Raw genomic sequence first — 23,376 nt, 5'->3', positions numbered from 1 at the left:
TGTGGTCATGGGGCTCACCGCGGCAGGGGCCGTACCCGCCCTCGGATTCGCCCCGGAGGCCGCTGCGGCCGGGCCGGGCAGGGCTTCCGCGGGCTCCGGGTCGGCGGCCGACGCCTCCCTGGTCTTCGACCCCACCGCCTACACCGAGCAGACCATCAGCATCAAGGACACCACCGGCACCGCGCACAGCGTGACCTACCGCTTCTTCAAGGTCGCCAGTTACGTGGCCGATCCGGTGAACACGGCCTACCAGTCCCTGAACGTCAGCGTTCCCGTGTCCATCGACGGCACCGCCGTGGACGCCTCCGACGCGCCCATCCTCTTCGCCAACGCCGTCGGCGGTTACATGCCGTCCTCCGTGGCGAACGCCACCGGGATCAGCGCGTCAGGCATGGGCGGCGGCACCAGCCGGCAGGGACTGGCACTGGCCGCCGGGTACGTCGTCGTGGAGCCCGGCGCCCGCGGCCGTAGCCTCGTCGACGCGAACGGCACGTACTACGGCACCGCGCCCGCGGCGATCGTCGACCTCAAGGCAGCGGTGCGGTACCTGAAGTTCAACAAGGGCCGCGTTCCCGGCAACGTCGAGCGGATCGTCTCCTCCGGCGTCAGCGCCGGAGGCGCCCTCTCCGCGCTGCTCGGCGCCTCCGGCGACAGCCCGCTGTACGACTCCTACCTGGCCGAGATCGGCGCGGCGGACACCTCCGACGCCATCTTCGCCAGCGGCGACTGGTGCCCCATCACCGACCTGGAGCACGCCGACGCCGCCTACGAGTGGTGCTGGGGCGCCAACCCGCTCGCCTCCGGCGCGACGGTCGACGCGACGATCTCCGCCGACCTGAAAGCGCAGTTCACGGACTACCTGGCGTCCCTGAAACTGCGCGCCAGGGGCTACGGCGCCCTCACCGCCCGCAACCTGGACACCTACCTGCTGGAGACGTTCATCCAACCCTCCGCCACCAAGTACCTGGCGGCCCTGACGGACACCGCCCGCGACGCCTACCTCGCCGCCAACCCCTTCATCACCTGGTCCGCGGGCAAGGCCGCCTTCACCTGGGCGGACTTCCTCACCCACGTCGGCGCCCGCAAGAAGAACGCCCCCTCCTTCGACGGCTTCGACCTGTCCACGCCCGAGTGCAACCTCTTCGGCACCGGCACCACCAAGGCCCGCCACTTCACGCTCTACAGCCTCCGCCACGAGGCCGGCGACAGCGCCCGCCTGGACGCCGACCTCCCCGCCAAGCTCCACCTGATGAACCCGATGTACCACCTCGTCGACAAGGTCAATCCGCACCGCGCGAAGCACTGGTGGATACGGCTCGGCACGAAGGACAGCGACACCTCGCTGTCGGTGGCCGCCAACCTCGCCACCCGTCTGACCGCCCTCGGCGACGACGTCGACACGTCCTACTACTGGGACGCCGGCCACGGCGCCGACCTGGACCCGGGCGACTTCGTCAGCTGGATCGGCGAGGTGTCGGGCTACCCGGGCCACCCGGGTCACCGCTCCCGCTCCCGCGGGAAGTAGCGCCGGCCGGCACGCGGGCGGCGACGCGGTCGGTGACGCCGAAGGCCCAGGTCGCCGCGAAGCCGACCGCGTACCCCGTCAGCAGCCCGCCCGCGTAGACCGCCGCCGTCAGGCCCAGCCCCCGGTTGCCCGCCAGCAGCGGGAACAGGGCCCAGCCGGACGGGCCGATCGCCGTCGCCCCCACCTTGTCGCCGAGCATCGCGAAGAAGCCGACGAAGGCCCCGCCGGCCGCCCCGCCCGCGCAGGCGGTGAGGAAGGGGCGGCCCAGCGGGAGCGAAACCCCGTAGATCAGGGGCTCCCCGACGCCCAGCAGCCCGGCCGGGAGCGCCGACCTGATCGTCGTCCGGATGGATGTGTCGTGGCGCAGCCGGACGTACACCGCCATCGCGGCGCCGACCTGGCCCGCGCCCGCCATAGCCAGGACGGGCAGCAGCACCGTGTAGCCCTGCTGGTCGATGAGGGTGGTGTGGATGGGGATGAGGGCCTGGTGCAGGCCGAGCATCACCAGCGGCAGGAAGAGGCCGCCGAGCACCAGGCCCGCGAAGGCGCCCGTCGTCGCCAGCAGCCAGTTCGCCGCCGTGCCGATGGCCGAGGACATCGCGCCGGCCGCGTACATCAGGCCGTACAGCGTGCCGAGCCCGGCGACGAGGACCGTCAGGGTCGGGGTGAGGAGTACGTCCAGCGCCTCCGGGACCCGGCCGCGGCACCACTTCTCGACGCGGGTCGCAAGGAGCGCGGCCGCCAGCGCGCCGAGGACCCCGCCCTGGCCGGGGGCGAGGGTCACCCCGAACGCCGTCACCTTCGCGACCCCCGGGTAGACGACGATCGCCGCGACCGCACCGCCCAGGATCGGGGTGCCGCCGAACTCCTTCGCCGTGTTGTGGCCGACGAAGACGGCGATCAGCGCCATGAAGGCGGAGGCGACGGCGGTCAGGGCGGGGCTGAGGCCGGGCAGCCACCCGGCGTTGAGCAGCAGACCGTTGATCCCGGCGAGGATCCCGCAGCCGATGAGGGCGGGAATCAGCGGGACGAACACAGCGGCCAGCCGGCGCAGCGCGGCCTTGAACGGAGTCGCGTTGCCCCTGCGCCGCTCCTCCCGCAACTCGGCCCCGCGCGCGCCCAGTTCGTCGGCGGTGGACGGCCGGGCGAGCAGCTGCTCGAAGTCGGCCGTCACCCGCGTCACCACGCCCGGCCCGAGGACCACCTGGTAGGAGCCGTCGTCCACGACGACCCCGAGCACCCCGGGCACCGCCCGCAGCGCCTCCTCGTCCGCGCGGGACGGATCGGCGAGGCCCAGCCGCAGCCGGGTCATGCAGTGGGCGACGGACGTGACGTTCGCCGGGCCGCCCACCAGGGGCAGGATCGCGGCGGCTGTGGAGGAGGAGTCGATACGCACCCCCCGAGCGTGCGGCTCAGCCGCCCGCCGCACCGAGCGCGGCGCGCAGATGTCCCCCGGACTCCTCCAGAAGGCGGGCGGCCGCCGGCCCGTCCACCCCGGCCAGCAGGGCGAGGATCGCGTTCTTCACCTCGCCGTCGGTGGCCGCGAGGGCGGCCTCGATCTCCGGCTCGTCCGCCCCGGTCGCCAGCGCCACGATCCGCCGGGAACGGGCCCGCAGCTTCTCGTTCGAGGCACGGACGTCGACCATCAGGTTCCCGTACGTCTTGCCCAGCCGGATCATCGTGATCGTCGAGATCATGTTCAGCACCAGCTTCTGCGCCGTGCCCGCCTTCAGCCGGGTGGAGCCGGTGAGCAGCTCGGGTCCCACGACCACCTCGATCCCGTGCTCGGCGGCGGCGGCCAGCGCGCTGCCCGGGTTGCAGGCCAGCCCGACGGTCAGGGCGCCCCGGGTCCGCGCGTACCGAACGGCGCCGACGGCGTACGGGGTGCGACCGGAGGCGGAGACGCCGACCACGGTGTCGTCGGGGGTGAGCGCGAGGGCGGCCAGATCGGCTTGGGCGAGCTCCTCGGAGTCCTCGGCGCCCTCGACGGAGGTGACCACGGCCGACGGGCCGCCCGCGATCAGCCCGACGACCTGGCCGGGCGCGGTGTTGAAGGTCGGCGGGCACTCGGAGGCGTCGAGCACCCCGAGCCGTCCGGCGGTACCGGCACCGGCGTACACCAGCCGGCCACCGCGTGCCATGCGCGCGGCGACCGCGTCGATGACGGCGGTGATCTGCGGAAGCCGCGCGCCGACGGCGGTGGGGACTTCGGAGTCCTCCCCGTTCATGAGCCGGGCGATGTCGAGGGTGGGGAGCCGGTCGATCTCGGCGAGATCGGAGCGGAACGCTTCGGTGGTGAGGGATTCGAGCGCGGCGCGCAGCTCACTGGGGTCGGGCTGGGAGGTCATCGGGGACGGCTCTTTCCGGTGCGGGTGCGGGTGCGGGTGCGGGTGGGGGTGCGGGTGGGGGTGCGGGTCGGGGTGCGGGTGGGGGTCGGGACAACTGTCTGCACTCCACGGTCTACCGGTGCCGGCGGGCCAACGCCTCGTACGACGCGGCCAACGCCGGCGCGGCCGTCGCGTAGGACCTTGGCCACCTCTGAAAGCTGTTTTCTGTTCGGGCTCGGGGTCAAGAGTGCGCACAATGGGGGCATGGACCCCATCAGCCCCCTGGAACAGGCGTTGCACACGGCACGCGCCCTCGTGCTGGCCGATCTGGCCTCGGGCGAGGTCGCCGCGGCGGACGTGGTGTCGCTGGTCGAGGACTCCGTCGTGCAGCGGCGCTGGTGGGTCGAGCAGTGGCCGGACGGCGTGGCGTTCGTGGCGGGGCTGGTGGCGCAGGACGTGCAGGACGCGCTGCTGGAGAGGCACGGGCGCTGGCCCCTGTGCCCGGTCTGCGGCTCGGGCGACCCGCACGCCCTCGAGGTCGAGCCCGAACTCGGTCCCGACCCGCACTGGGTGTGCCACCAGGCGGGCGTGAAGGTCGCCTCGGTGGGCTCGCTGGGGCCGGCCATGGGAGGCGAGCCGTCCTCGTGAGGCTCTCGTGACCGTCTACATCGACCCGCCGGACTGGCCGGGACACGGCCGTATGTGGTCCCACCTCGTCAGTGATGTCTCGTACGGCGAACTGCACGTCTTCGCGGAGGGGTTGGGCGTCCCGCGGCGCGCCTTCGAGCGCGATCACTACGACATCCCCTCGCACCGCTACGCCGAGGTGGTGGCGGCCGGCGCGGTGCAGGTGAGCAGCCGCGAGGTGGTGCGCCTGCTGACGGCGGCCGGCCTGCGCAGACGCAAGGGCACCGGAGGGCGGCGCGCCGGGACTTAGGCCGCCGGAAGCCGGGGCGCGGGTAGGTGGGGCGCCGGGAGGTGGGACGCCGGGAGGTGGGACGCCGGGAGGTGGGACGCCGGAGGTGGGGCGGCGGAAGATGGGGCGCGGGTAGGTGGGGCGCCGGAGGTAGGGCGGCGGAAGATGGGGCGCGGGTAGGTGGGGCGGCGGAGGTGGGGCGGCGGAGGTGGGGCGCCGGAGGTAGGGCGGCGGATGCCGGGGTGCGGGTAGGTGGGGCGGCGGAGGTGGGGCGCCGGAGGTAGGGCGGCGGAAGACGGGGTGCGGGTAGGTGGGGCGGCGGAGGTAGGACGCCGGAGGTGGGGCGCCGGTGGGCAGTGCGCAGGGGCGGGACCTTCGGACGTCCTACGTCAGGTGCTCCCGCCCGCGCAGCTCGTACGCGTCCTCCTCGTCGCCCGCGGCGACCTTCACGAACCCGGCCCGTTCGAGCACGCCACGGGAGGGGGCGTTGGCGTGCTCGACGACCGCGAACAGGCGTCGTACGTCGTCCCGCGCCAGCGCCCAGCCGGCCAGCGCGCGCAGCGCCTCGGTCGCGTAGCCGTGGCCGCGGGCGGCCTCGACCAGGTCGTAGCCGACCTCCGTGCGGCCGTCCTCGTCGGGAGCCGCGTGGAAGCTCATGCTGCCGACGGCCCGGCCGTCCTCCCGCCGCACGAGGACGTAGAGGCCGAACTCCGTCCGGTGCACGCCGGACACATACGCCCGCACGATCATCCCGGCGGCGTTCCGCGTCCCCTCGAACGGTTCGCCGCCGACCCACACGTAGCCTCCGCCGCCGCCCGCCCGCAGTCCGGCGGCGGCACTGGGCGAGATGCCTTCGAGGGTGAGGCGGTCGGTGGGGATGCGCGGGATGGTCACGAGGCGAGCAGTTCCAGTTCGCCCCGCAGGTTGTACCGGGCCGTGGCTTCCCACCGCTCGCTCCCGTACGAGGTCCTGAACAGCCGGCGCAGCTCGAGGAGCCGGCGCAGGATGTCCGCCCGGCCGGCCCGGAAGGCGTCGTTCGGAACGAAGTGGTACTCCTCGCGGACGGCGGCGGTGTAGGCGGCGTACGCGCTCGGCGGTGCGGCGAGGATCGCGAGGTCGGCGTCGCACAGGACCTGGCCGTCGAGGTCGTCGTCCGCCGGATCGTGGGTGACGGTGAGCCGGACGAGCCTCGCGACCTCGGCGGTCCGCTCCGGCGACACCCCCGCCTCGGGCAGGGCGCGCTCGGCGAGGCGGGCGGAGCGCTCCTCGTTCTCGGACCGGTCGGGCAGATAGACGGCGTCGTGGAACCAGGCGGCCAGCCGGACGACGTCCGGGTCGGCGGCGTGCTCCGCGAGGACGTCGACGCGGTCGAGGACCTCGGTGAGGTGGGTGAGCGTGTGGTAGCGGCGCTGCGGCTCCTGCCAGCGGGCGAGGAGGTCGTCGGCGTACGGCGCCGGGTCGGGGCCGCCTGCCGGGCCCCGGGTCCTGTCCAGGGTGTGGCTGAAACGGGTGCGCAGGGCGTCGAGATCGGCCATGGCCCCATTGTCGCGCGTGCGGGCGGGGTTCTCCGGCGTATTCTGAATTGGACTAGACCTGTAGTCGCCCGATGAAGCCGATGAAGCCGATGAACGCGATGAACGCCGACGAATGGGGTGCCATGAGCATGCGTGCAGTTCTGGAGGTGATCGCCCTCGACGTCGAGGACGCGGTCGCCGCCCAGACCGGAGGCGCGGACCGCCTCGAGCTGGTCACCGACATGGCCGCCGACGGGCTCACGCCGCCGGTCGCGGTCTTCGCCGGGATCAGGGCCGCCGTCGACCTCTCCCTGCGCGTGATGCTGAGACGTTCCGAGGGTTTCGCGGCCGGAGCCGCCGAGGAGGTCGACTCCCTCGTACGGCTCGCCGGCGAGCTGCGGGCGGCCGGCGCGGACGAGTTCGTGCTCGGGTTCCTCGACGCGGGGGGTGGGGTGGACCTCGCGGCGGTGGAGCGGGTCGTCGCCGAGCTGGACGGCTGCCCCTGGACCTTCCACCGCGCCCTCGACCACGCCGGCGACCGCGACGCCCTGCGCAAGCAGCTGGACGGCCTGCCCGGACTGGACACCTACCTCACCGCCGGTTCCGCCACCGGCGTCGACGCCGGCCTGCCGACCCTGCTGGCGGAGGCGGCACGGCACGGGGAACAGGGCTACGAGCAGCAGCTCCTCGTCGGCGGCGGCCTGCGCCTCGACCATGTGCCGGTGCTCAGGGCCGGGGGCCTCGACGCCTTCCACATCGGCGGCGCGGCCCGGCCCGACGGCTGGACCGGACCCGTGTCGGCGCGGGCCGTGAAGGAGTGGCGGCGAGCGGTGGACGGCGAGTAGGCCCTGCGGGCCCGGCAGGCCGGGTGGCCCACCCGGTGGCCCCGGTGGCCCCGGTGGGCCCGGTGGCCCGGGTGGGCCCGGTGGCCCGGGTGGGCCCGGTGGCCCCGGTGGGCCCGGTGGGCCCGGTGGCCGGGTGGCCCCGGTGGCCCCGGTGGCCGGGTGGCCTTGGCGGACTCGATGGACCTGGCGGGTCGGGCAGGCCGGGCAGGCCGGGCAGGCCCGGCCTGCCCGGCAGGCCCGGCCTGCCCGGCAGGCCCGGCAGGCCCGGTGGGCCGGGCGGCCTTGGCGGACTCGGTGGGTCGGGTGGCCCGGTGGCCCGGTGGGTCAGGTGGGCCCGTGGCCCCTGCGGGCCTGGCGGGCCGCAGGCCGGGCGGGCCGGGCAAGCGCAGTGGCCGGGGCCCGGCAGGGGCAGGGGCAGGGGCCGGTGCCTGGGCTGGGGCCCGAGCACCGGCCGGTGTCCGTGTCGGTCGGGGCAGGGGCCGGGGCCTGGGCTGGGGCCCGAGCACCGGCCGGTGTCCGTGTCGGTCGGTCGAGCTGGGTCCGTCAGTGCAGCTGGGGTGGCAGCGGGGCCGCGTGCGTCACGATCAGGCCCGACACCGCTCGGGTCAGCGCCACGTACAGCCGTCGCAGGCCCGTCCGCTCGTCCGGTTCGCCGTCGACCACGGCCTGGGGTTCGTCCAGAACGACGTAGTCGTACTCCAGGCCCTTGGCCAGGGAGGCCGGGACCAGGGTGAGGCGGGTCTCGGCCGTGGTCTCCTCGCCGGGGGAGAGGTGGCCGATGCCCGACGCGGTCAGCGCTTCGGCCAGCGCCGGGATCCTCGCGTCGGCCGCGATCAGGCCCGTGGAGCCCTCATTGCGCAGCAACTCCTCGCAGGCCGCGACGGTCTCGGCGGTTCCGGCCACCGGCCGGAGGTCGAAGAAGCCGGGGTTCTCGCGGACCGAGGCGACGGGGGTGAGGCCCGGCGCGATGTGCGGGAGCAGGCGCGAGGCGTAGGTGATGACGTCCGTCGGCACGCGGAAACCCGCCGTCAGTTCCTCGATCACCGCGTCCGCCTTGCCCAGGTGACCGAGGGCCTCCTGCCAGCTCCGGGTCGCCCACGGGGTGGTGCCCTGGGCCAGATCGCCCAGCACGGTCGCCGAACCCGTCGTGCAGCGGCGGCCGACCGCCCGGTACTGCATGGGGGACAGGTCCTGCGCCTCGTCCAGGACCACATGGCCGAGGGAGTGGGTGCGCTCGACGAGGTCGGTCGCCTCGTCGATCAGCACCGCGTCCGCCGCCGACCACGCGGCCGCCTTCACCGACCGGGCAGGCCTTCTGCCGGATCCCGGCAGCGCCCACAGGATCGTCTTCTGCTCGTCCTCGCTCAGCAGGCCCTTCGCGTGCTCGGCGAGGAACTCCGCGTCCGTGAGCAGCCGGAGCACCAGCTTCGCCGGATCGACGGCCGGCCAGACCTCCTTCACGGCCGCCTTCACCGCGCTGTTGCGGGCGACGGCGTCCTGCACCCGGTCGTCCGGGGCCTCGCCCGAGCGTTCCATCTGCACCAGGATCGCGTGTGCGATGCGCTGCGGCAGGGCCTCGCGGGCGGCGCCGTAGCGGATGTCCCGGTCCAGCAGCTCCCGGACCATCTCCTCGAGTTCGTACGCCGGGAGCCGCCACCGCCGCGAGCCGCGCACGACGACGAGCGGTTCGCCCGGCTTGCCGACGTGCGAGTACACGGCCCGCCGCAGCACCTCCGCCATCCTCGCGTCACCCTTGACGACCGCCGCCGCCGCGTCGTCCGTGCCCCGTACCTCCACATGCGCCACCAGGTCGTCGACCGTGCCCTGGCGCACCGCCAACTCGCCCAGCGCGGGCAGCACTTGCTCGATGTAGTGGAGGAAGGACCGGTTCGGCCCGATGACCAGCGTGCCGGTGCGGGCGAGCCGCTCGCGGTGCGCGTACAGCAGATACGCCACCCGGTGCAGACCGACGGCCGTCTTACCGGTCCCCGGCCCTCCCTGGACACAGACCGTCCCGCCCAGCCCGCTGCGCACGATCTCGTCCTGCTCGGGCTGGATGGTGGCGACGATGTCACGCATCGGTCCGACACGCGGCCGCTCGATCTCCCGCTGGAGCAGCTTGCTGGTCCGTGCCGCCTCCGCCGGGTCGGACAGGTGCTCGTCCTCGTAGGCGGTGAGGTCGCCGCCGGTGTAGCCGAAGCGGCGGCGCAGCCCGACGTCCATCGGGTCCTTCTTCGAGGCCCGGTAGAACGGCTGCGAGACCGGCGCACGCCAGTCGATGACCATCGGGTCGCCGTCGCCGTCGTGCACATGCCGACGCCCGATGTAGAACTGTTCCCCCTCCGCGCCCTCCGCCCGGTCGGCGCCGGGAGCGTGCAGGTAGTCGAGCCGGCCGAAGAACAGCGGGGTGTCGTTGAGGTCGGCGAGCGCCTTGATCCGTTCCTCGATCTGACGCTCCAGGATCTGGGCGTTGACCCAGTTCGCGGTGACGTCGCTGATGTCGAGGGCCTCCACGTCCTCGCGCATGGCACGCAGGGCGCCCCGGGACGAGGAGAGGTGGGCGCGTTCGCGGGCGAGCGGATCGTCGTCGACAGGCGTGGACGGCGTGGACGGTGTGGACGGCGTGGACAAGGGGGTGCCTCCGGACCGGCTGAGGTGGCGCTGCGGTGAGTCCGTCCGGTTTCCGTCCGGACGGCGGCACTCCGGGAAGGGAGGCGGGCAAGAGCGAGGATTGTAGGTGAACGGGGGAAGGGCGTGCCAACGCATTTATCCGGCCGCACCGTCGGTGGAGCTTGGCCGCACCCTCGGCGGAGCTTGGCGACACCCTCGGCGGAGCTTGGCCACACCCTCGGTGGAGCCCCGGCCGGGCCCTCGGCCGAACCCCTCTCCGGGCCCGTGGATCCTCTCCGCACCCCTGCCTCGCGGCCCTCCGTCCCGTAGGGGAGACCCCGCCCACAGGTGTACCCGAGGAGTACGCCGAACGGGGACCTGGGGCCGATGCCCGCTTTATGCCCCGGAGTCCATCATGGAGACATGAGTGCAGCGACCTTCACCCCGGCCCCCGGTCGCCCGTCCGGTGCGACCTCCCTGTACGACACGCACCGCCACCGCCTCGGCGACGCCCTGCGAGCCATGAGGGTCTTCGCGGGCGCCGCCTTCGACGTGGTCATCCTGGGCGAGTACGGCGAGGAAGCGGGCGTCCGCCGCCGCAGGTGACTCAGGCCTCACCCGCGAGCAGCTCGTCCGCGTCCATGATCCGGTACGCGTAGCCCTGTTCCGCCAGGAAGCGCTGGCGGTGCGCCGCGAAGTCCTGGTCGAGGGTGTCCCGTGCCACCACCGAGTAGAAGTGGGCCTGGTGACCGTCCGCCTTCGGGCGCAGGACACGGCCCAGGCGCTGGGCCTCCTCCTGGCGGGAGCCGAAGGTGCCCGAGACCTGGATGGCGACCGTGGCCTCCGGCAGGTCGATCGAGAAGTTCGCGACCTTGGACACCACCAGCACGCTGATCTCGCCCTCCCGGAAGGCGCCGAAGAGCTTCTCGCGCTGCGCGTTGGAGGTCTCGCCCTTGATCACCGGGGCGTTCAGGTGCTCGCCCAGCTCGTCCAGCTGGTCGATGTACTGGCCGATGACCAGGATCTGCTGCCCCTCGAAGCGGCGGACGAGCGCCTCCGTCACCTTCCGCTTCGTCGCCGTCGTCGCGCAGAAGCGGTACTTCTCCTCCGCCTCGGCGGTCGCGTACGCCAGCCGCTCGGAGTCCGTCAGGTTGACCCGGACCTCGACGCAGTCGGCGGGCGCGATGTAGCCCTGCGCCTCGATCTCCTTCCACGGCGCGTCGAACCGCTTCGGCCCGATCAGGGAGAACACGTCCGACTCACGGCCGTCCTCGCGGACCAGGGTCGCGGTCAGCCCGAGGCGGCGGCGCGCCTGGAGATCCGCCGTGAACTTGAAGACCGGCGCGGGCAGCAGGTGCACCTCGTCGTAGAGGATGAGCCCCCAGTCCCGGGAGTCGAACAGCTCCAGGTGCGGGTAGACGCCCTTCCGCCGGGTCGTCAGCACCTGGTACGTGGCGATGGTGACGGGCCGGATCTCCTTCCGCGTCCCGCTGTACTCGCCGATCTCCTCCTCGGTCAGCGACGTCCGCTTCACCAGCTCGTGCTTCCACTGGCGCGCGGAGACGGTGTTCGTGACGAGGATCAGCGTGGTCGACTTCGCCTGCGCCATCGCCCCGGCGCCGACGAGGGTCTTGCCCGCACCGCACGGCAGCACCACGACCCCGCTGCCGCCGTGCCAGAAGTTCTCCACCGCCTGCTTCTGGTAGGGCCGCAGCGCCCAGCCGTCCTCGGCCAGCTCGATCGGGTGCGCCTCGCCGTCGACGTAGCCCGCGAGGTCCTCGGCCGGCCAGCCCAGCTTCAGCAGCGTCTGCTTGATCTGTCCGCGCTCGGAGGGGTGCACGGCGACGCTGTCCGGGTCGATCCGGACGCCGACCAGCGGAGCGACCCGCTTGGAGCGCAGGATCTCCTCCAGCACCGGCCGGTCGGTGCTGGTGAGCACGAGTCCGTGCGCCGGGTGCTTGCTCAGCGTCAGACGGCCGTAGCGGTCCATCGTCTCGGCGATGTCGACGAGCAGCGCGTGCGGCACCGGGTAGCGGCTGTACTGCACGAGCGCGTCCACGACCTGCTCGGCGTCATGCCCGGCGGCCCGCGCGTTCCACAGGCCCAGCGGGGTCAGCCGGTAGGTGTGGATGTGCTCCGGCGCCCGCTCCAGCTCCGCGAACGGCGCGATGGCACGACGGCAGTCGTCCGCCTGCTCGTGGTCGACCTCCAGGAGCAGAGTCTTGTCCGACTGGACGATCAGCGGTCCGTTCACGTACGCCATCCCTTCCGCACGGGCCAAACCTCCAGTGTGCCGTACGGCGCGCCGTGGCGGTGGTCCGCTTCTTCCTCGCGGCCCTGCGCAACCCTGACCTGCGTTCGTGGGTCTGACCGTGGGAGCAGCGCGATGGGCGCGACGCGGTGGGGAGTCACGGTATGTCGGTCCTGTCGTTCCGCAGGGGTGCGGTCGGCGTGGGAGCCGCGGCGGTGCTGGCGGCCACGGGCACCTGGGTGATGTGGCCCGCGGACATCGACGGGCGGCTGTGGAGCGAGGTACGGCCGGTGATCGAGGCCAGGATCGCTGCGGAGTCGCGGGGGAGCGGCTACGGCGAGACCGTGCCCGCGCTCGAGGCACGCTGGTTCTGCCAGGCGAAGGCGCTCGAACTGGAGGAGCACGCGGGCGAGGTGCGGGCGGGCGTCAACACGCTGTGCGTCGAGTACGGGGTGCAGGACGACAACCTGGTCGAGTGCGGCGCCGGACAGTATCCGCAGGTGGTGCGGCTGGAGCGGGACGAAGCGGCCGCCGGGGGCTACCGGGTCGTCGCCCGGGAGGAGCCGCCGGACGGCGACGGGTACGGGCGGTGGGCGGAGTCCCACTTCGGGGCCCTCGCCAGGTCCTCCCTCCAGGACCCGATGTCGCCCCGGACCCTGGAAGCCACGGCCCGAGCCCACTTCGGCCTGCCCGTGGACGCCTCGGTCGGACAGTGCTGAACCGGCGCCCACGGGGCCGCCCACATCCGACGGGCGGTCGTCGGCCGACGGCCGTAGCCCGTGTGGCCTGCGGCCATGTGCCTGGCAACCATGTGCCTGGCAGCCATGTGTCCGGCAACCATGTGCCTGGCAACCATGTGCCTGGCGGCCGCTTGGTCGGTCGGCCCTGAAGCGGTGGCCGAGGCAGTCGGGCGGATCGGTCAGTCGTCGGCCAGTTCCGCCACGCCTGTGATCCGGTGCAGGGGGTAGGTGCGGACCTCGTCCGCCGTGTGGTCGTACGCCGTCACGAAGCCGCCCTCCACCCGGACCGGGGCGATGACGCGCTGGCTGGCGGTGCCCTCGGCGTTGACGTAGCCGATCCACAGGGCCTCGCCGGTGAGGACGGCGGCCTGCATGGTGGCGAGGGTCTCCGCGGAGCTGGTCCGGGGGAGCTGGCCGGGGGCGAGCGGGGCGGCGTCCTCCGTCGGCTTGCGGGGGGTCGTGGCGGCCAGGTCACCGGCCCTGATCGCGCGGATCGCCGCGGTGAGCAGGGTGGTGTCGGGCACCGGCGGACCGTCCGGCACCGGCTCGGGAGCCGTGCGGGGCGGGGTGCGGTGGGCATGGGCGCGGGTGATCAGGACGTCCCCCTCGGCCGACTCGGCGGCGGGCGCGAAGCCCATCGCGCGCAGACCCTCGAGGAGGGCCGCCGGGTCGGCCTGCGTCGCGAGCACCGTCGGGGCCAGGCGGCGCAGCCGCAGGGGCGCCGCGCGCTTGTCGGCGAGGATCTCGTTCAGCAGGGCGTCGTCGTCGCAGCGGACGTAGGCCGAGGCCGCGCCCACCCGCAGATGGCCGTGCCGGCGGGCCACGTCGTCGATCAGGTACGCCAGCGGCTGCGGCACCGGCGTACGGGAGTGCTCGGTGAGGAAGGCGTGCAGGTCGGAGGCGCTGCGGCCGGCGTCCAGGGCGCGACGCACCGAGCCCGGTGTGAAGCGGTAGACGGTCGCGCCGCCCTTGGACTCGACGTCCGCGAGGACGCTCAGCACGTCGGCCAGCGGGCGCCGCAACGGCCCGGGGGCGACCGCGGTCAGGTCGGCCTGGAGCAGGACGTGGTCCAGGGGCTCGGGGAGCAGCGGGGCGAGCAGCCGGGCGGCGGCCGCGGTGGCCACGGCCTGCTCGGGAGGCGAGAGGGACGCGGCCGGGGATACGGCGGCGGTCGCCCGGTGCGGGGCGGGCAGCTTGTCGCCGGGGCCGGTCGAGCCGGTCGGGCCGGTCCGAGCGTCGGTGGCGGCGGCGGTGGCGGTGGCGGCCGGTCTGGTCGCGGACCGTCCGCCCAGCAGGGCCCGCCCGTGCGCCGCCAGCGCGCCCCGGCCGGTCACGCCCAGGAGCTCGGCCTCCATCAGGGTCCAGCGGGCCAGCCGGGACCGCAGGTCGTCGTCGCCCTGCGAACCCTGCTGGCCCTGCGCACTCTGCTGGCTCTGCGGTCCGCGCAGCGGGCGCTCCCAGCGCAGCCGGGCCAGCACCGCCTCCGGGTCCGGTGCGGCGCCCTCGGGCAGCCCGGCCAGCAGGGCCAGCACCCGATGGCGCACCTCGGGCGCGGCGGACCGGTCAAGCCCAGGACCCAGCGCCGACAGCGCCCGCTCCTTGAGGTCCCGGCCGCCGACCACCCCGGACGTCCGGGTCGCCGCCAGCCACACCTGCGCGAGCTGCGCCCACCGGTCGGCGGGCGGCCGTTCCAGCCACTCGTCGTACTCCGGGGTGGCCGCGTACCGCTCGTCGGCCTCCCCGTCGGAGGCGAGCAGCCCGGCCGCGTACGCCAGCTCGACCCAGAACGCGGCCATCGGCTCGGACACGTCGAGGGCGACGGCCGTCCGCTTGAGGTCGCGCACGCTCAGACCGCCGGCCCGCAGGACCGCGGGGCCGCCCTCGTGCCAGTCCTTGAGCAGTTCCTCCACGGTCGCCAGCGAGGTGTACGCCTGCCCGGCCGCCGTCGCGTCCACCACCTGTGGACGATGCGTGGCGACCGCCTCGACGACGGGCGGCACGGGTTCGGCCGTGCGGTGCGCCCGGCCCCCGCGCAGATGCAGGGCGACCTCGCGGGGCAGTACGACGGTCCCGGGCGCCGTCGGCAGCAGCAGCCCGCGATCGAGCAGCCAGCGCAGCCGCGCCGCCGGATCAGCCGTGACCTGCCCGTACGGAGGCCCCCACATCAGCCGCTTCAGGACGTCGACGGAGTCGGCGGGCGCGCTCGCGAGCAGCGCGGTCATCTTCCTGCGGTGGGTGAACAGGGCGGTGAGCGCGCCGACGGCGGACACCGCGTCGTGCGTGGACGGCAGCCCGGCCGTCGCCACCAACTCCTGGATCCGGCCCGGTGACATGCCCGCCGTCGCCTCCCGCACGCTCGGCCCGAGTCCCGTCGGGGACGGGTGCTGCGCGGACGGCGCGAGCAGTTCACGGGCGGTGCGGACGAGACGGAGGCAGCTTTCGTCACCCCAGACCAGGGCCTGTTCCCGCAGGGCCGCCAGGGCGCCGGGCAGCGCGTCGGCCACCGCCGGGTCGAGGGTGTCGCCCGCCATCAGCCCGAGCAGTTCGGCGTACGTCGCCGGGTCGCCGGCCACGGCCAGCGCCTCCGCGGTCTGGAGGGCGAACCGGTCGAGCCGCTCCAGCGCGCGGACGACGGAGGCGCGGGTGCCGGCGCGGGTGGCGAGCTGGGTGAGGTCGGTGGGGACCGGGGTGATGAGGTCGGGGCGGGCGCGCAGGAGTGCGGCAAGGGAAGCGTCGTCCCGGGCGCGGAGCGCTGCCGCTAGGGAACGGGGGGCCCGCTGGTCCTCGGTGCTCATCTTGCCCACGGTAGCGGTTGGCGTCCCCTGGGGGCTGCGCCCCCGGAACCCCGCTTCGGCCCTGAAGGGGCCTCGTCCTCAATCGCCGGACGGGCTGAGTTGTCCGGCCGGTGCTCGACGGCCGGCGTCCCGTGGGCTGGTTTGTGGGGGCCTGCGCGATAGCGTCCTCCCGTGGGGATCGAGAGCGACCAAGTCGTCTATGAGTACCTGAGCCGGGTCGGGGACGTCGCGCAGCAGCGGCAGTTGTCGTCGGCCACGCGGATGCGGCTCGTCTCCGAGCTGCGCAACGAGATCGACCGGCGCCGGGCGAAGGCGGCCGTCGACTCTCCCGCCGCCGTCCGCCGCATCATCGACCGCCTCGGCAGTCCCGACGACATCGTCGCGGCCGCGGCCGACCGGGGCGGCGGCGCGCCGCAGACGCAGACGCCGGCGCCCTCCGTGCCCGTACAGCGCGACCGCGAGGAGGGGCCGGAGCGGCCGAAGGGGATCCGGCGGGTCGTGCCGCGGCCCCGGACCGGCGCGCCGCCTCCCGCCGCCCCCTCCGACGTGGCGTCCCCGCCGCACCGCGCCCCCGCGCACGAGCTGGGCGACAGCCGCGAGACGCCCGACTGGTGGCTGAACGACCCGACCCCGCTGGGCATCGGCGAGGACGTGCCGGGGTTCGTCGGCGGAGTGGAGATCCCGGACCTGCTCAAGCCCCCGCGGCCCAGGAAACTCGAGGAGGAGCAGGAGCAGGAGGAAGCCGACGGGGAGGCCGAGGGGGAGCCCGGTGAGGACGAGGGCGGCGGTCGGCCGCGCCGGCGTCGGCTCCGCCTCCTTCGGCGCTCGCCCTCCGCCGAGCGGGCCCGCTGGAGCAACCCCCTGCTGCTGATCGCCGCCGCCTGTCTCGTCGCCGGCGCGGTCCTCGGGAACTGGTTCGCGCTGATCCTGGGGTGGCTCATCGCCTACGCCTCGCGCCGGCTGACCGAGCGGGAGACGAAGTTCGCCGTCATGGGGCTGCCGGGGCTCGCGCTCACGGCCGGGCTCGGCTGGCTGTGGGGGCGGTCCGAGGGGCGCTGGGGCGACCCCATCGCCGACGGGCACCTGAACGACGCCGTCGCCCAGACCTGGCCGTGGGTGATCCGGGGCGCGGCCGTGGCGTCGGCGCTGTTCCTGGTCTGGCGGTCACAGAAACCGAGGTAGGAAGGGTGTACCGGCCAGGCAGAATGGCCGTATGACGTCACCCGTGCTCACCGTCGGCTTCGACCTCGACATGACCCTCATCGACTCCCGGCCCGGTATCCGCGCCACCTATGTGGCGCTCGCCGAGCGGACGGGGACGTACATCGACGCCGATCTGGTGGTCACCCGGCTCGGGCCGCCGCCCGAGACCGAGCTGGCCCACTGGTACCCGGCGGAGCGGGTCGCGGCCGTCGCCGACCTGTACCGCTCGCTGTACCCCGAGCACGGCGTCACCGGCGCGAGCGCGCTGCCCGGCGCCCGTGAGTCGATCGCGGCGGTGCGGGCGGCGGGCGGGCGGGCGATCATCGTCACCGCCAAGCACCAGCCCAACGCCGAGCTCCAGGTGGAGCATCTGCGCCTCGGCCCCGACGCGGTCATCGGCGACCTGTGGGCGGAGCAGAAGGCGCAGGCGCTGCGCGAGCACGGCGCGAGCGTCTACGTCGGCGACCACGTGGGCGACGTACGCGGTGCGCGCGCCGCCGGGGCGCTGTCGGTGACCGTGCCGACCGGGCCGATCGGTGCGCAGGAACTGCGGACGGCCGGTGCGGATGTCGTGCTCGCCGACCTCACCGAATTCCCGGCCTGGCTCGCCGGTCACCTCGACGCCTACCGTGCGGCGCCCCGCGCCTGACGCCGGCCCGCGGCGACCGATTGCAGGACGCCTGCGCCGGCGACGAGGAATCCGACGCCCATGAGCATGCTCAACCCGAACATGTACGTCGGAAAAGGCGTCGCATCGAGGAGCAGTGGGGCGACTGTGACCAGTGTGGCCACAGTGCCGACGAAGAACACGATGGCACCGGCACGGATCAGTCGGTCACCGGGAGCGGCGGAATTCGTTTGGGTTTTGTCACGCACCCGACCAGGGTAGTTCCCTGCGCGAAGGAACAACCGGGGGACGTCTTGTCACCGGCCCGAAGACCACTAGCCTTGGTACCGGCGGGTCGTGGTCGACCCGCCCGAGTGCTATCCAGAGCCGTTCAGAGCTGTTTCGGAGTCGAGAAGCAGCTTTCCGACGAGTACGAGGACGAGGACAGACGTGCCTACCGGCAAGGTCAAGTGGTTCAACACCGAGAAGGGCTTCGGCTTTCTCTCCCGTGACGACGGCGGCGACGTCTTCGTCCATTCCTCCGTCCTGCCTGCCGGAGTCGAGGCGCTGAAGCCGGGCCAGCGAGTGGAGTTCGGCGTCGTCGCCGGACAGCGCGGCGACCAGGCGCTCTCCGTCATCATTCTCGACCCGACCCCTTCGGTCGCCGCCGCACAGCGCAAGAAGCCCGATGAACTGGCCTCCATCGTCCAGGACCTGACGACCCTCCTCGAGAACATCACGCCGATGCTCGAGAAGGGCCGTTACCCGGAGAAGACCTCCGGCAAGCAGATCGCCGGTCTGCTGCGCGCGGTCGCCGACCAGTTGGACGTCTGACGGGTACCGGCCGACGGTAAATCGTGATCCGTCACGGGAGTTACCGGCGTTACGGGCGTTACGGGAAATCGAGCGCGTCCGGGCCGAGGGGCGGCAACAGTCCCTCGGCCGCCGCGCGGGTCAGCAATCCCCTGACCGCCGCATAACCGTCCTCGCCCAGGTTGGCCGTGAACTCGTTGACGTACAGACCGATGTGCAGGTCGGCGACGGACGGGTCCATTTCCTGGGCGTGTTCCATGACGTACGGGCGGGAGACCCCGGGGGCGTCCCAGGCGGCGCGTACGGAGGTGCGGATCGAGTCGGCCAGCCGGGTGAGGGCCTGCCCGCCCAGCGAGCGCTTGGCGATGATGGCGCCGAGCGGGATCGGCAGCCCGGTCGTGGACTCCCAGTACTCGCCCATGTCGGCGAGCTTGTGCAGCCCGTAGTCGCGGTAGGTGAAGCGGGCCTCGTGGATCACCAGCCCCGCGTCGACCTTTCCGTCCCGTACGGCCGGCATGATCTCGTGGAACGGCATGACGACGATCTCGCCGACGCCTCCCGGGACCTTCTCCGCCGCCCAGAGCCGGAACAGCAGGTACGCCGTCGACCTCTCGCTCGGCACGGCGACCGTGCGGCCGGTCAGCTCCCCACCGCCGAAAGCGTGCGGGCCGTCCCCGGTCCCGGCCTCCTTCGTCAGCACCAGCGGGCCGCAGCCCCGGCCCAGCGCGCCCCCGCACGGCAGCAGCGCGTACTCGTCGAGGACGTACGGCAGCACGGCGTACGACACCTTCAGCACGTCGAACTCGCCGCGCTCGGCCATGCCGTTGGTGATGTCGATGTCCGCGAACGTCACGTCGAGCCCCGGCGCGCCCGGCACACGGCCGTGGGCGAGGGCGTCGAACACGAACGTGTCGTTCGGGCAGGGCGAGTACGCGATCTTCAGATCGTCACCGGTCATGTGGGTTCCAACTCTCCAGGACGGGTGTGAGCTTCCCGAAGGCCGTGGTCAGTGCGGCGAGCGCCGCGCCGATGCGCCAGGCGTCGCGGTCGCGCGGGCCGACGGGGTTGGAGACCGCGCGGATCTCCAGCACGGGCACGCCGTGCGCGGCGGCGGCCTCGGCGACCCCGAAGCCCTCCATCGCCTCGGCCAGGGCACGCGGGTGCAGTGCGCGCAGGACGGTGGCCCGGGCGGCGCTGCCGGTGACCGTCGAGACGGTCAGGACGACGCCGGTCAGGGCCCCGGTGGCGGCCGCGGTCTCGCGGACGAGGGACTCCGGCGGACGGTGGGTGACGGCGCCGAAGCCCAGCTCGGTGACGGGCAGGAAGCCGTCGGCGGTCTCGGCGCCCAGGTCGGCGGCGGTGATCTCGTCGGCGAGGACCAGGGAGCCGACCGGGGCGGCGGGCGCGAAGCCGCCGGCGATGCCCGTCGAGACGACGAGGCCGTAGGGGTCGCCGCTCAGCGCGGCGGCCGTCAGGGCGGCCGAGACGGAGGCGGCGGCCAGGGCTGGGCCGACCCCGGCGGCGAGGAGGTCGTAGGCCTCACCCGTGCGGTGCAGGGTCACGCCCGGCAGGCGCAGCTCACGGCCGGTCCCGGGCAGCGCCCGCGCCACCGCGTCCCGTTCGGCGGGGACCGCGGTGGCCACGAGGACGCGGGTGCGGGACGTGGTCAGTCGTCCTTCTTGAGCTTGAACGACCACAGGCCGGTCACCGCCTGGCCGTCCTTCTTCCCGTCGCCGGCCTTGATGGAGACGAGGGTGGAGTCGCCCTGGGCGCCGTACTGGGCGTTGAAGAACACGCTGCCCGGGATCGTGCGGTAGGTCTTGTCGCTGTCCTCGGTGAGCGGCTGACCGTTCATCAGGATCGTCCAGCGCTTGTCGGCCACGTCGGGGTCGACGCCGAAGCGGACGGTCTCGTCCGGGTCGACGGTGATCGACTTGATGTCCTTGTCCGCGAGGCACTTGGTCAGCGCGGCGGCCTGGAGGGTCTCGCCCTCCCCGCCACAGGTGGCCTCGGCGCTGACCGAGGCGCGGCCGACGGTGATCGTGGACAGCGGCGTCGGCTTGTCGCAGGCCGACAGGACGAGCAGTCCGGCACAAACGGCGCCGGCGGCGGCGACGACGCGACGGCGTCGCGCGACGCCAGGTACATCAGCGGCTCCGCCGCGGGGCATCGTGGTCATGGCGGAAGGCTATCGGGCACGCCCGGCCGTCTCTTTACGCGGGGGGCGGCGTGGCTGTGTGTTGGGCCGCGCGGTTACGCCACGCGGGGCTTCGCACCGCTTCCGTGCCGCACCGAGGACAGCAGACCGCGGACCGTGGTCAGCCAGCCCAGCGCGACCACCGCGGCGGCCACCGAAAGGCCCAGCGCGCCGTTCAGCGGCATCACGATGCCGACCGCGCCGCCGAACACCCAGCACACCTGGAGCATCGTCTCCGAGCGGGCGAACGCCGAGGTGCGCACCAGCTCGGGCACGTCCCGCTGGATCAGCGCGTCCAGCGACAGCTTCGCCAGGGCCTGCGAGAACCCGGCGACCGCCGCCATGCACGCCACCAGGAACGCGCCGAAGAACACCGCGGCGGTGATCGTCGCGCCCAGCACGACGGCCACGACCGTCACGATGATCAGCTCCGGGGCCTTGGAACGCAGCCACGCCCCCACCGCCGTACCGAGCGCGTTGCCCACGCCCGCCGACACCGCCACCATGCCCAGCGACACGGCCGCGCTCTGCCCGGTCAGCGGATGCTCGCGCAGCAGGAACGCCAGGAAGAAGGTCAGGAACCCGGACAGCCAGCGCAGGGCCGCGTTGGCGCCGAGGGCGTGCGTGACGGCGATGCCGACGGTCCTGAGGCCCGGCCGCTTCACCGGCTGCCGGTGCGGGCCGTGCAGGTGCTGCTCGTCGGCGGCGAGCAGCGCCACGGCCTCGCCCTTGGCGGAGTCGACCTTGCGGGGCAGCGAGAAGGACAGGAACGTACCGGCCACGAAGATCAGGAAGGCGCCGTAGAGCGGGTAACGCGGCCCGAGGGCCTGGAGCCCCGCCCCGACGGGCGCGGCGATCCCGGTGGCGAGGAGACCACCCAGGGTGACCCGTGAATTGGCCTTGACCAGGGAGAACCGGGGCGGCAGCAGCCGGGGCACCACGGCGCTTCTGACCACCCCGTACGCCTTGGAGGAGACGAGCACGCCGAGCGCGGCCGGATACATCTCGATGCTGCCGGTGGCGACGGCGCCGGACAGCACGAGCGCCAGGAGCGCCCGGGCGAGCATGGCCCCGGCCATGGCGGCGCGCCGCCCGTGCGGGAGCCGGTCGAGCAGGGGGCCGATCACGGGGGCGAGGACGGTGAAGGGGGCCATGGTGATGGCGAGGTACAGCGCGACGCGTCCGCGGGCCTCGTCCGTGGGCACCGAGAAGAACACGGTGGAGGCGAGCGCGATGGTGATCATGACATCGCCGGCGCCGTTCACGCCGTGCAGCTCGATCAGCTTGCCGAGGCCGGACTCGCCGGCGCCGTGCGCGTGCGTGGCCTTCCGGATCCCGCGGGCGGTGCCGGTGAACGGGAAGTGCAGGGCACGGCCGACCGCGCGGACGGACCCGCTCATCCGGCCCGAACCGCTCACCCGGCTCCTCCCCTTGTTCCCCTTCGTCGCACCGATCCCGGTGGCGCCCTGGGGTGTCCTCGCGGCTGCCACCCCGTCATAGTGCCCCGGAAAAGCGGTACGTAGTGCGGTTCCCGCGCGTATGGGCGTGTGATCGTCGCCGCGCCGGGCCGGTCGGGAGGGGGTTCGGCGGCGGTTCGGCGGCTTCTGTGAGCGGGAAACGTCCCGTCGGTGTAGGCCGAGCGTCCGCGAGCAGGTAGCGTGCGTAGCGCGCCGTGGCGATTGTTCTCGGCCGCGCGCCTCCCGGCCATCCCGCAGAATGGATGACAGCAGGTGCGCCCGAGCGCGATCGGGCGCGGACGTCGACGCGGCCCTCCCCCAGTGCTTGAAGAGCCTGGGAGGTACCCCCAGCCGCTCCGTCCGCACCCGCCGCCTTCAGGCCGGCGCACCGAGAGACGGCGTAGGAGAGAAGCGATACCTGTGAGCGCAGCGACCACGCGAAGCCGCACCCCCGACCGCCTGTGCGCCGAGGCCGTCGACCTCGCACGCGCCGCAGCCGAGGAGGCAGCCGCCCCCGGTGTGGTCGGCGAGCATGCGGGGCTGGTCTCCGAGGGTGACCGGGTGGTCACCCACTACTTCGAGTGCAAGGAGCTGGGCTACCGCGGCTGGCGCTGGGCGGCGACGGTGGCCCGCGCCTCGCGCGCCAAGGTCGTCACGCTCGACGAGGTGGTGCTGCTGCCCGGCCCGGACGCGGTCCTGGCCCCCGAATGGGTTCCGTGGAGCGACCGGCTGCGCCCGGGCGACATGGGCCCCGGCGACCTCCTGCCCACGGACGCGGAGGACCTGCGTCTGGAGTCCGGCTACACCGGCGAGGACGATCCGCGCCTGCAACCGGGCTACTTCGACTCGGACGAGCCGACGCCGAACTCGCCCCTCTCCGAGGAGATGGCCGAGCTGGTGGAGGCGGAGGACGCGGAGGTGACGCCGACCGCGCCCGCGGCCCTCCCGGCGGCTCCGCGCCGGGGCACCATCGCCGCGGTCGCCGAGGAACTGGGCCTGCGTCGCGCCCGGGTCCTCTCCCGTTACGGTCTGCACATCGCGGCCGACCGCTGGGAGGACGGCTTCGGCCCCAAGACCCCCATGGCCCAGGCGGCCCCCGCGGCCTGTGTGAGCTGCGGTTTCCTCACTCCCATCGGCGGCTCCCTCGGTCAGGCCTTCGGCGTCTGCGCCAACGAGTTCTCCCCGGCCGACGGCCGGGTGGTCTCCCTGGCGTACGGCTGCGGCGGCCACTCGGAGGCGGCGGTCATGCCGACGCCCCCGCGGCCGGCCCCACCGGTGATCGACGAGACCCGGGTGGACCCGTTCCCCCTGCGCCCGGCACCGGACTCGGGTTCCGTGCCGGACACGACGGACGAGGACACGGCAGAACTGGGCCACTCCTAGGGCCCGGGCCCGCCCGCGCGGGGCCCCCGGTGCCACTGGCTCCTCGGGCCTCCCGCGGCCGGCCCTGCTGGCGTCCCCGCTGCTCCTGGGGCTCCGGGGCCTTCCGAAGCCGCTCCCGCGGTGCGGCCGCAGGCCCCCGGGGCCACCCTCTGGCGCAGGCCCCTGGGCCGTTCGGGGTCGTCCGGGGCCACCT

The 23,376-nt window shown here is 73.8% G+C and carries 21 protein-coding genes and 1 pseudogene; 10 read left to right on the top strand and 12 right to left on the bottom strand.

Annotation, left to right across the window (positions count from 1 at the left end):
- Positions 1-7: 7 nt before the first annotated feature.
- Positions 8-1,525 (top strand): subtype B tannase, encoded by a 1,518-nt coding sequence (locus tag ACFWBD_RS06465; RefSeq protein WP_385663625.1) that lies wholly within the window; start codon positions 8-10, stop codon positions 1,523-1,525.
- On the opposite strand, the gene ACFWBD_RS06460 is transcribed toward ACFWBD_RS06465, so the two are convergent.
- Entirely contained in the window at positions 1,455-2,921 is a 1,467-nt protein-coding gene (locus ACFWBD_RS06460) for a PTS transporter subunit EIIC (protein ID WP_385663475.1), read from the bottom strand. The two genes, ACFWBD_RS06465 and ACFWBD_RS06460, sit on opposite strands and share 71 nt — an antisense overlap.
- Positions 2,922-2,937: 16 nt before the next feature.
- On the bottom strand, positions 2,938-3,873 hold the full coding sequence (gene murQ / locus ACFWBD_RS06455) for an N-acetylmuramic acid 6-phosphate etherase (protein WP_385663472.1): 936 nt from the start codon (positions 3,871-3,873) through the stop codon (positions 2,938-2,940).
- A gap of 243 nt (positions 3,874-4,116) precedes the next feature.
- On the opposite strand from murQ, the gene ACFWBD_RS06450 reads away from it, so the two are divergent.
- Both ACFWBD_RS06450 and ACFWBD_RS06445 read left to right on the top strand, forming a co-directional pair.
- Positions 4,117-4,500: a hypothetical protein gene (locus ACFWBD_RS06450; protein WP_385663469.1), complete on the top strand. Its 384-nt coding sequence runs from the start codon at positions 4,117-4,119 to the stop codon at positions 4,498-4,500.
- A gap of 7 nt (positions 4,501-4,507) precedes the next feature.
- Positions 4,508-4,789: a DUF4031 domain-containing protein gene (locus tag ACFWBD_RS06445; protein WP_385663466.1), complete on the top strand. Its 282-nt coding sequence runs from the start codon at positions 4,508-4,510 to the stop codon at positions 4,787-4,789.
- A gap of 363 nt (positions 4,790-5,152) precedes the next feature.
- Here the strand turns inward: ACFWBD_RS06445 and ACFWBD_RS06440 are convergent.
- Positions 5,153-5,647, bottom strand: a pseudogene (locus ACFWBD_RS06440) (GNAT family N-acetyltransferase); the annotation flags it as partial.
- Between the two features lie 11 nt (positions 5,648-5,658).
- Positions 5,659-6,303, bottom strand: a complete 645-nt coding sequence (locus ACFWBD_RS06435) for a hypothetical protein (RefSeq protein ID WP_385663463.1) — start codon at positions 6,301-6,303, stop codon at positions 5,659-5,661.
- Positions 6,304-6,425: 122 nt separating this feature from the next.
- Between ACFWBD_RS06435 and ACFWBD_RS06430 the strand changes: the two genes are divergently transcribed.
- Positions 6,426-7,127 (top strand): copper homeostasis protein CutC, encoded by a 702-nt coding sequence (locus ACFWBD_RS06430; protein ID WP_385663623.1) that lies wholly within the window; start codon positions 6,426-6,428, stop codon positions 7,125-7,127.
- 543 nt (positions 7,128-7,670) lie between these two features.
- On the opposite strand, the gene ACFWBD_RS06425 is transcribed toward ACFWBD_RS06430, so the two are convergent.
- Complete coding sequence (locus tag ACFWBD_RS06425; protein WP_385663461.1) at positions 7,671-9,758, bottom strand: HelD family protein; 2,088 nt, start codon at positions 9,756-9,758, stop codon at positions 7,671-7,673.
- Positions 9,759-10,160: 402 nt separating this feature from the next.
- On the opposite strand from ACFWBD_RS06425, the gene ACFWBD_RS06420 reads away from it, so the two are divergent.
- On the top strand, positions 10,161-10,343 hold the full coding sequence (locus tag ACFWBD_RS06420) for a hypothetical protein (RefSeq protein ID WP_385663458.1): 183 nt from the start codon (positions 10,161-10,163) through the stop codon (positions 10,341-10,343).
- Position 10,344: 1 nt separating this feature from the next.
- Here ACFWBD_RS06420 and ACFWBD_RS06415 read toward each other — a convergent pair whose 3' ends face one another.
- Entirely contained in the window at positions 10,345-11,991 is a 1,647-nt protein-coding gene (locus ACFWBD_RS06415) for a DNA repair helicase XPB (protein WP_385663455.1), read from the bottom strand.
- Between the two features lie 161 nt (positions 11,992-12,152).
- Here ACFWBD_RS06415 and ACFWBD_RS06410 point away from each other — a divergent pair, with 161 nt between their 5' ends.
- Positions 12,153-12,707, top strand: a complete 555-nt coding sequence (locus ACFWBD_RS06410) for a hypothetical protein (protein ID WP_385663453.1) — start codon at positions 12,153-12,155, stop codon at positions 12,705-12,707.
- Positions 12,708-12,907: 200 nt separating this feature from the next.
- Here the strand turns inward: ACFWBD_RS06410 and ACFWBD_RS06405 are convergent, their stop codons facing one another.
- Positions 12,908-15,523, bottom strand: coding sequence for a helicase-associated domain-containing protein (locus tag ACFWBD_RS06405; protein WP_385663450.1), 2,616 nt, complete (start codon positions 15,521-15,523; stop codon positions 12,908-12,910).
- 171 nt (positions 15,524-15,694) lie between these two features.
- On the opposite strand from ACFWBD_RS06405, the gene ACFWBD_RS06400 reads away from it, so the two are divergent.
- Both ACFWBD_RS06400 and ACFWBD_RS06395 read left to right on the top strand, forming a co-directional pair.
- Positions 15,695-16,705: a hypothetical protein gene (locus ACFWBD_RS06400; protein WP_385663447.1), complete on the top strand. Its 1,011-nt coding sequence runs from the start codon at positions 15,695-15,697 to the stop codon at positions 16,703-16,705.
- A gap of 31 nt (positions 16,706-16,736) precedes the next feature.
- Entirely contained in the window at positions 16,737-17,375 is a 639-nt protein-coding gene (locus ACFWBD_RS06395) for an HAD family hydrolase (RefSeq protein WP_385663444.1), read from the top strand.
- Here the strand turns inward: ACFWBD_RS06395 and ACFWBD_RS06390 are convergent.
- Positions 17,351-17,602, bottom strand: a complete 252-nt coding sequence (locus ACFWBD_RS06390; RefSeq protein ID WP_385663441.1) for a hypothetical protein — start codon at positions 17,600-17,602, stop codon at positions 17,351-17,353. The two genes, ACFWBD_RS06395 and ACFWBD_RS06390, sit on opposite strands and share 25 nt — an antisense overlap.
- Positions 17,603-17,783: 181 nt before the next feature.
- On the opposite strand from ACFWBD_RS06390, the gene ACFWBD_RS06385 reads away from it, so the two are divergent.
- The gene (locus tag ACFWBD_RS06385; protein WP_385663438.1) at positions 17,784-18,167 is read left to right on the top strand and encodes a cold-shock protein; all 384 of its coding nucleotides are present in this window, start codon (positions 17,784-17,786) and stop codon (positions 18,165-18,167) included.
- A 58-nt stretch (positions 18,168-18,225) separates the two neighbouring features.
- On the opposite strand, the gene ACFWBD_RS06380 is transcribed toward ACFWBD_RS06385, so the two are convergent.
- The 4 genes from ACFWBD_RS06380 to ACFWBD_RS06365 all read right to left on the bottom strand — a co-directional run bounded on the left by ACFWBD_RS06380 (position 18,226) and on the right by ACFWBD_RS06365 (position 21,833).
- Positions 18,226-19,104, bottom strand: a complete 879-nt coding sequence (locus tag ACFWBD_RS06380; RefSeq protein WP_385663433.1) for a 1,4-dihydroxy-6-naphthoate synthase — start codon at positions 19,102-19,104, stop codon at positions 18,226-18,228.
- Positions 19,094-19,843, bottom strand: coding sequence for a futalosine hydrolase (locus ACFWBD_RS06375; RefSeq protein WP_385663430.1), 750 nt, complete (start codon positions 19,841-19,843; stop codon positions 19,094-19,096). Before ACFWBD_RS06375 ends, ACFWBD_RS06380 begins: the two co-directional genes overlap by 11 nt.
- The gene (locus ACFWBD_RS06370; protein ID WP_385663427.1) at positions 19,813-20,325 is read right to left on the bottom strand and encodes a DUF2771 domain-containing protein; all 513 of its coding nucleotides are present in this window, start codon (positions 20,323-20,325) and stop codon (positions 19,813-19,815) included. Before ACFWBD_RS06370 ends, ACFWBD_RS06375 begins: the two co-directional genes overlap by 31 nt.
- A gap of 74 nt (positions 20,326-20,399) precedes the next feature.
- A complete protein-coding gene (locus ACFWBD_RS06365) occupies positions 20,400-21,833 on the bottom strand; it encodes an MFS transporter (RefSeq protein WP_385663424.1) in 1,434 nt (477 codons plus the stop codon).
- Positions 21,834-22,220: 387 nt separating this feature from the next.
- Between ACFWBD_RS06365 and ACFWBD_RS06360 the strand changes: the two genes are divergently transcribed.
- The gene (locus tag ACFWBD_RS06360; protein WP_385663421.1) at positions 22,221-23,183 is read left to right on the top strand and encodes a DUF3027 domain-containing protein; all 963 of its coding nucleotides are present in this window, start codon (positions 22,221-22,223) and stop codon (positions 23,181-23,183) included.
- The last annotated feature ends 193 nt before the right edge of the window (positions 23,184-23,376 follow it).

Source organism: Streptomyces sp. NPDC060002 (assembly GCF_042737245.1).
Lineage (GTDB): Bacteria > Actinomycetota > Actinomycetes > Streptomycetales > Streptomycetaceae > Streptomyces.
Note: the sequence above shows the minus strand (reverse complement) of the source record. Positions and strands in the feature narration are given on the sequence as shown.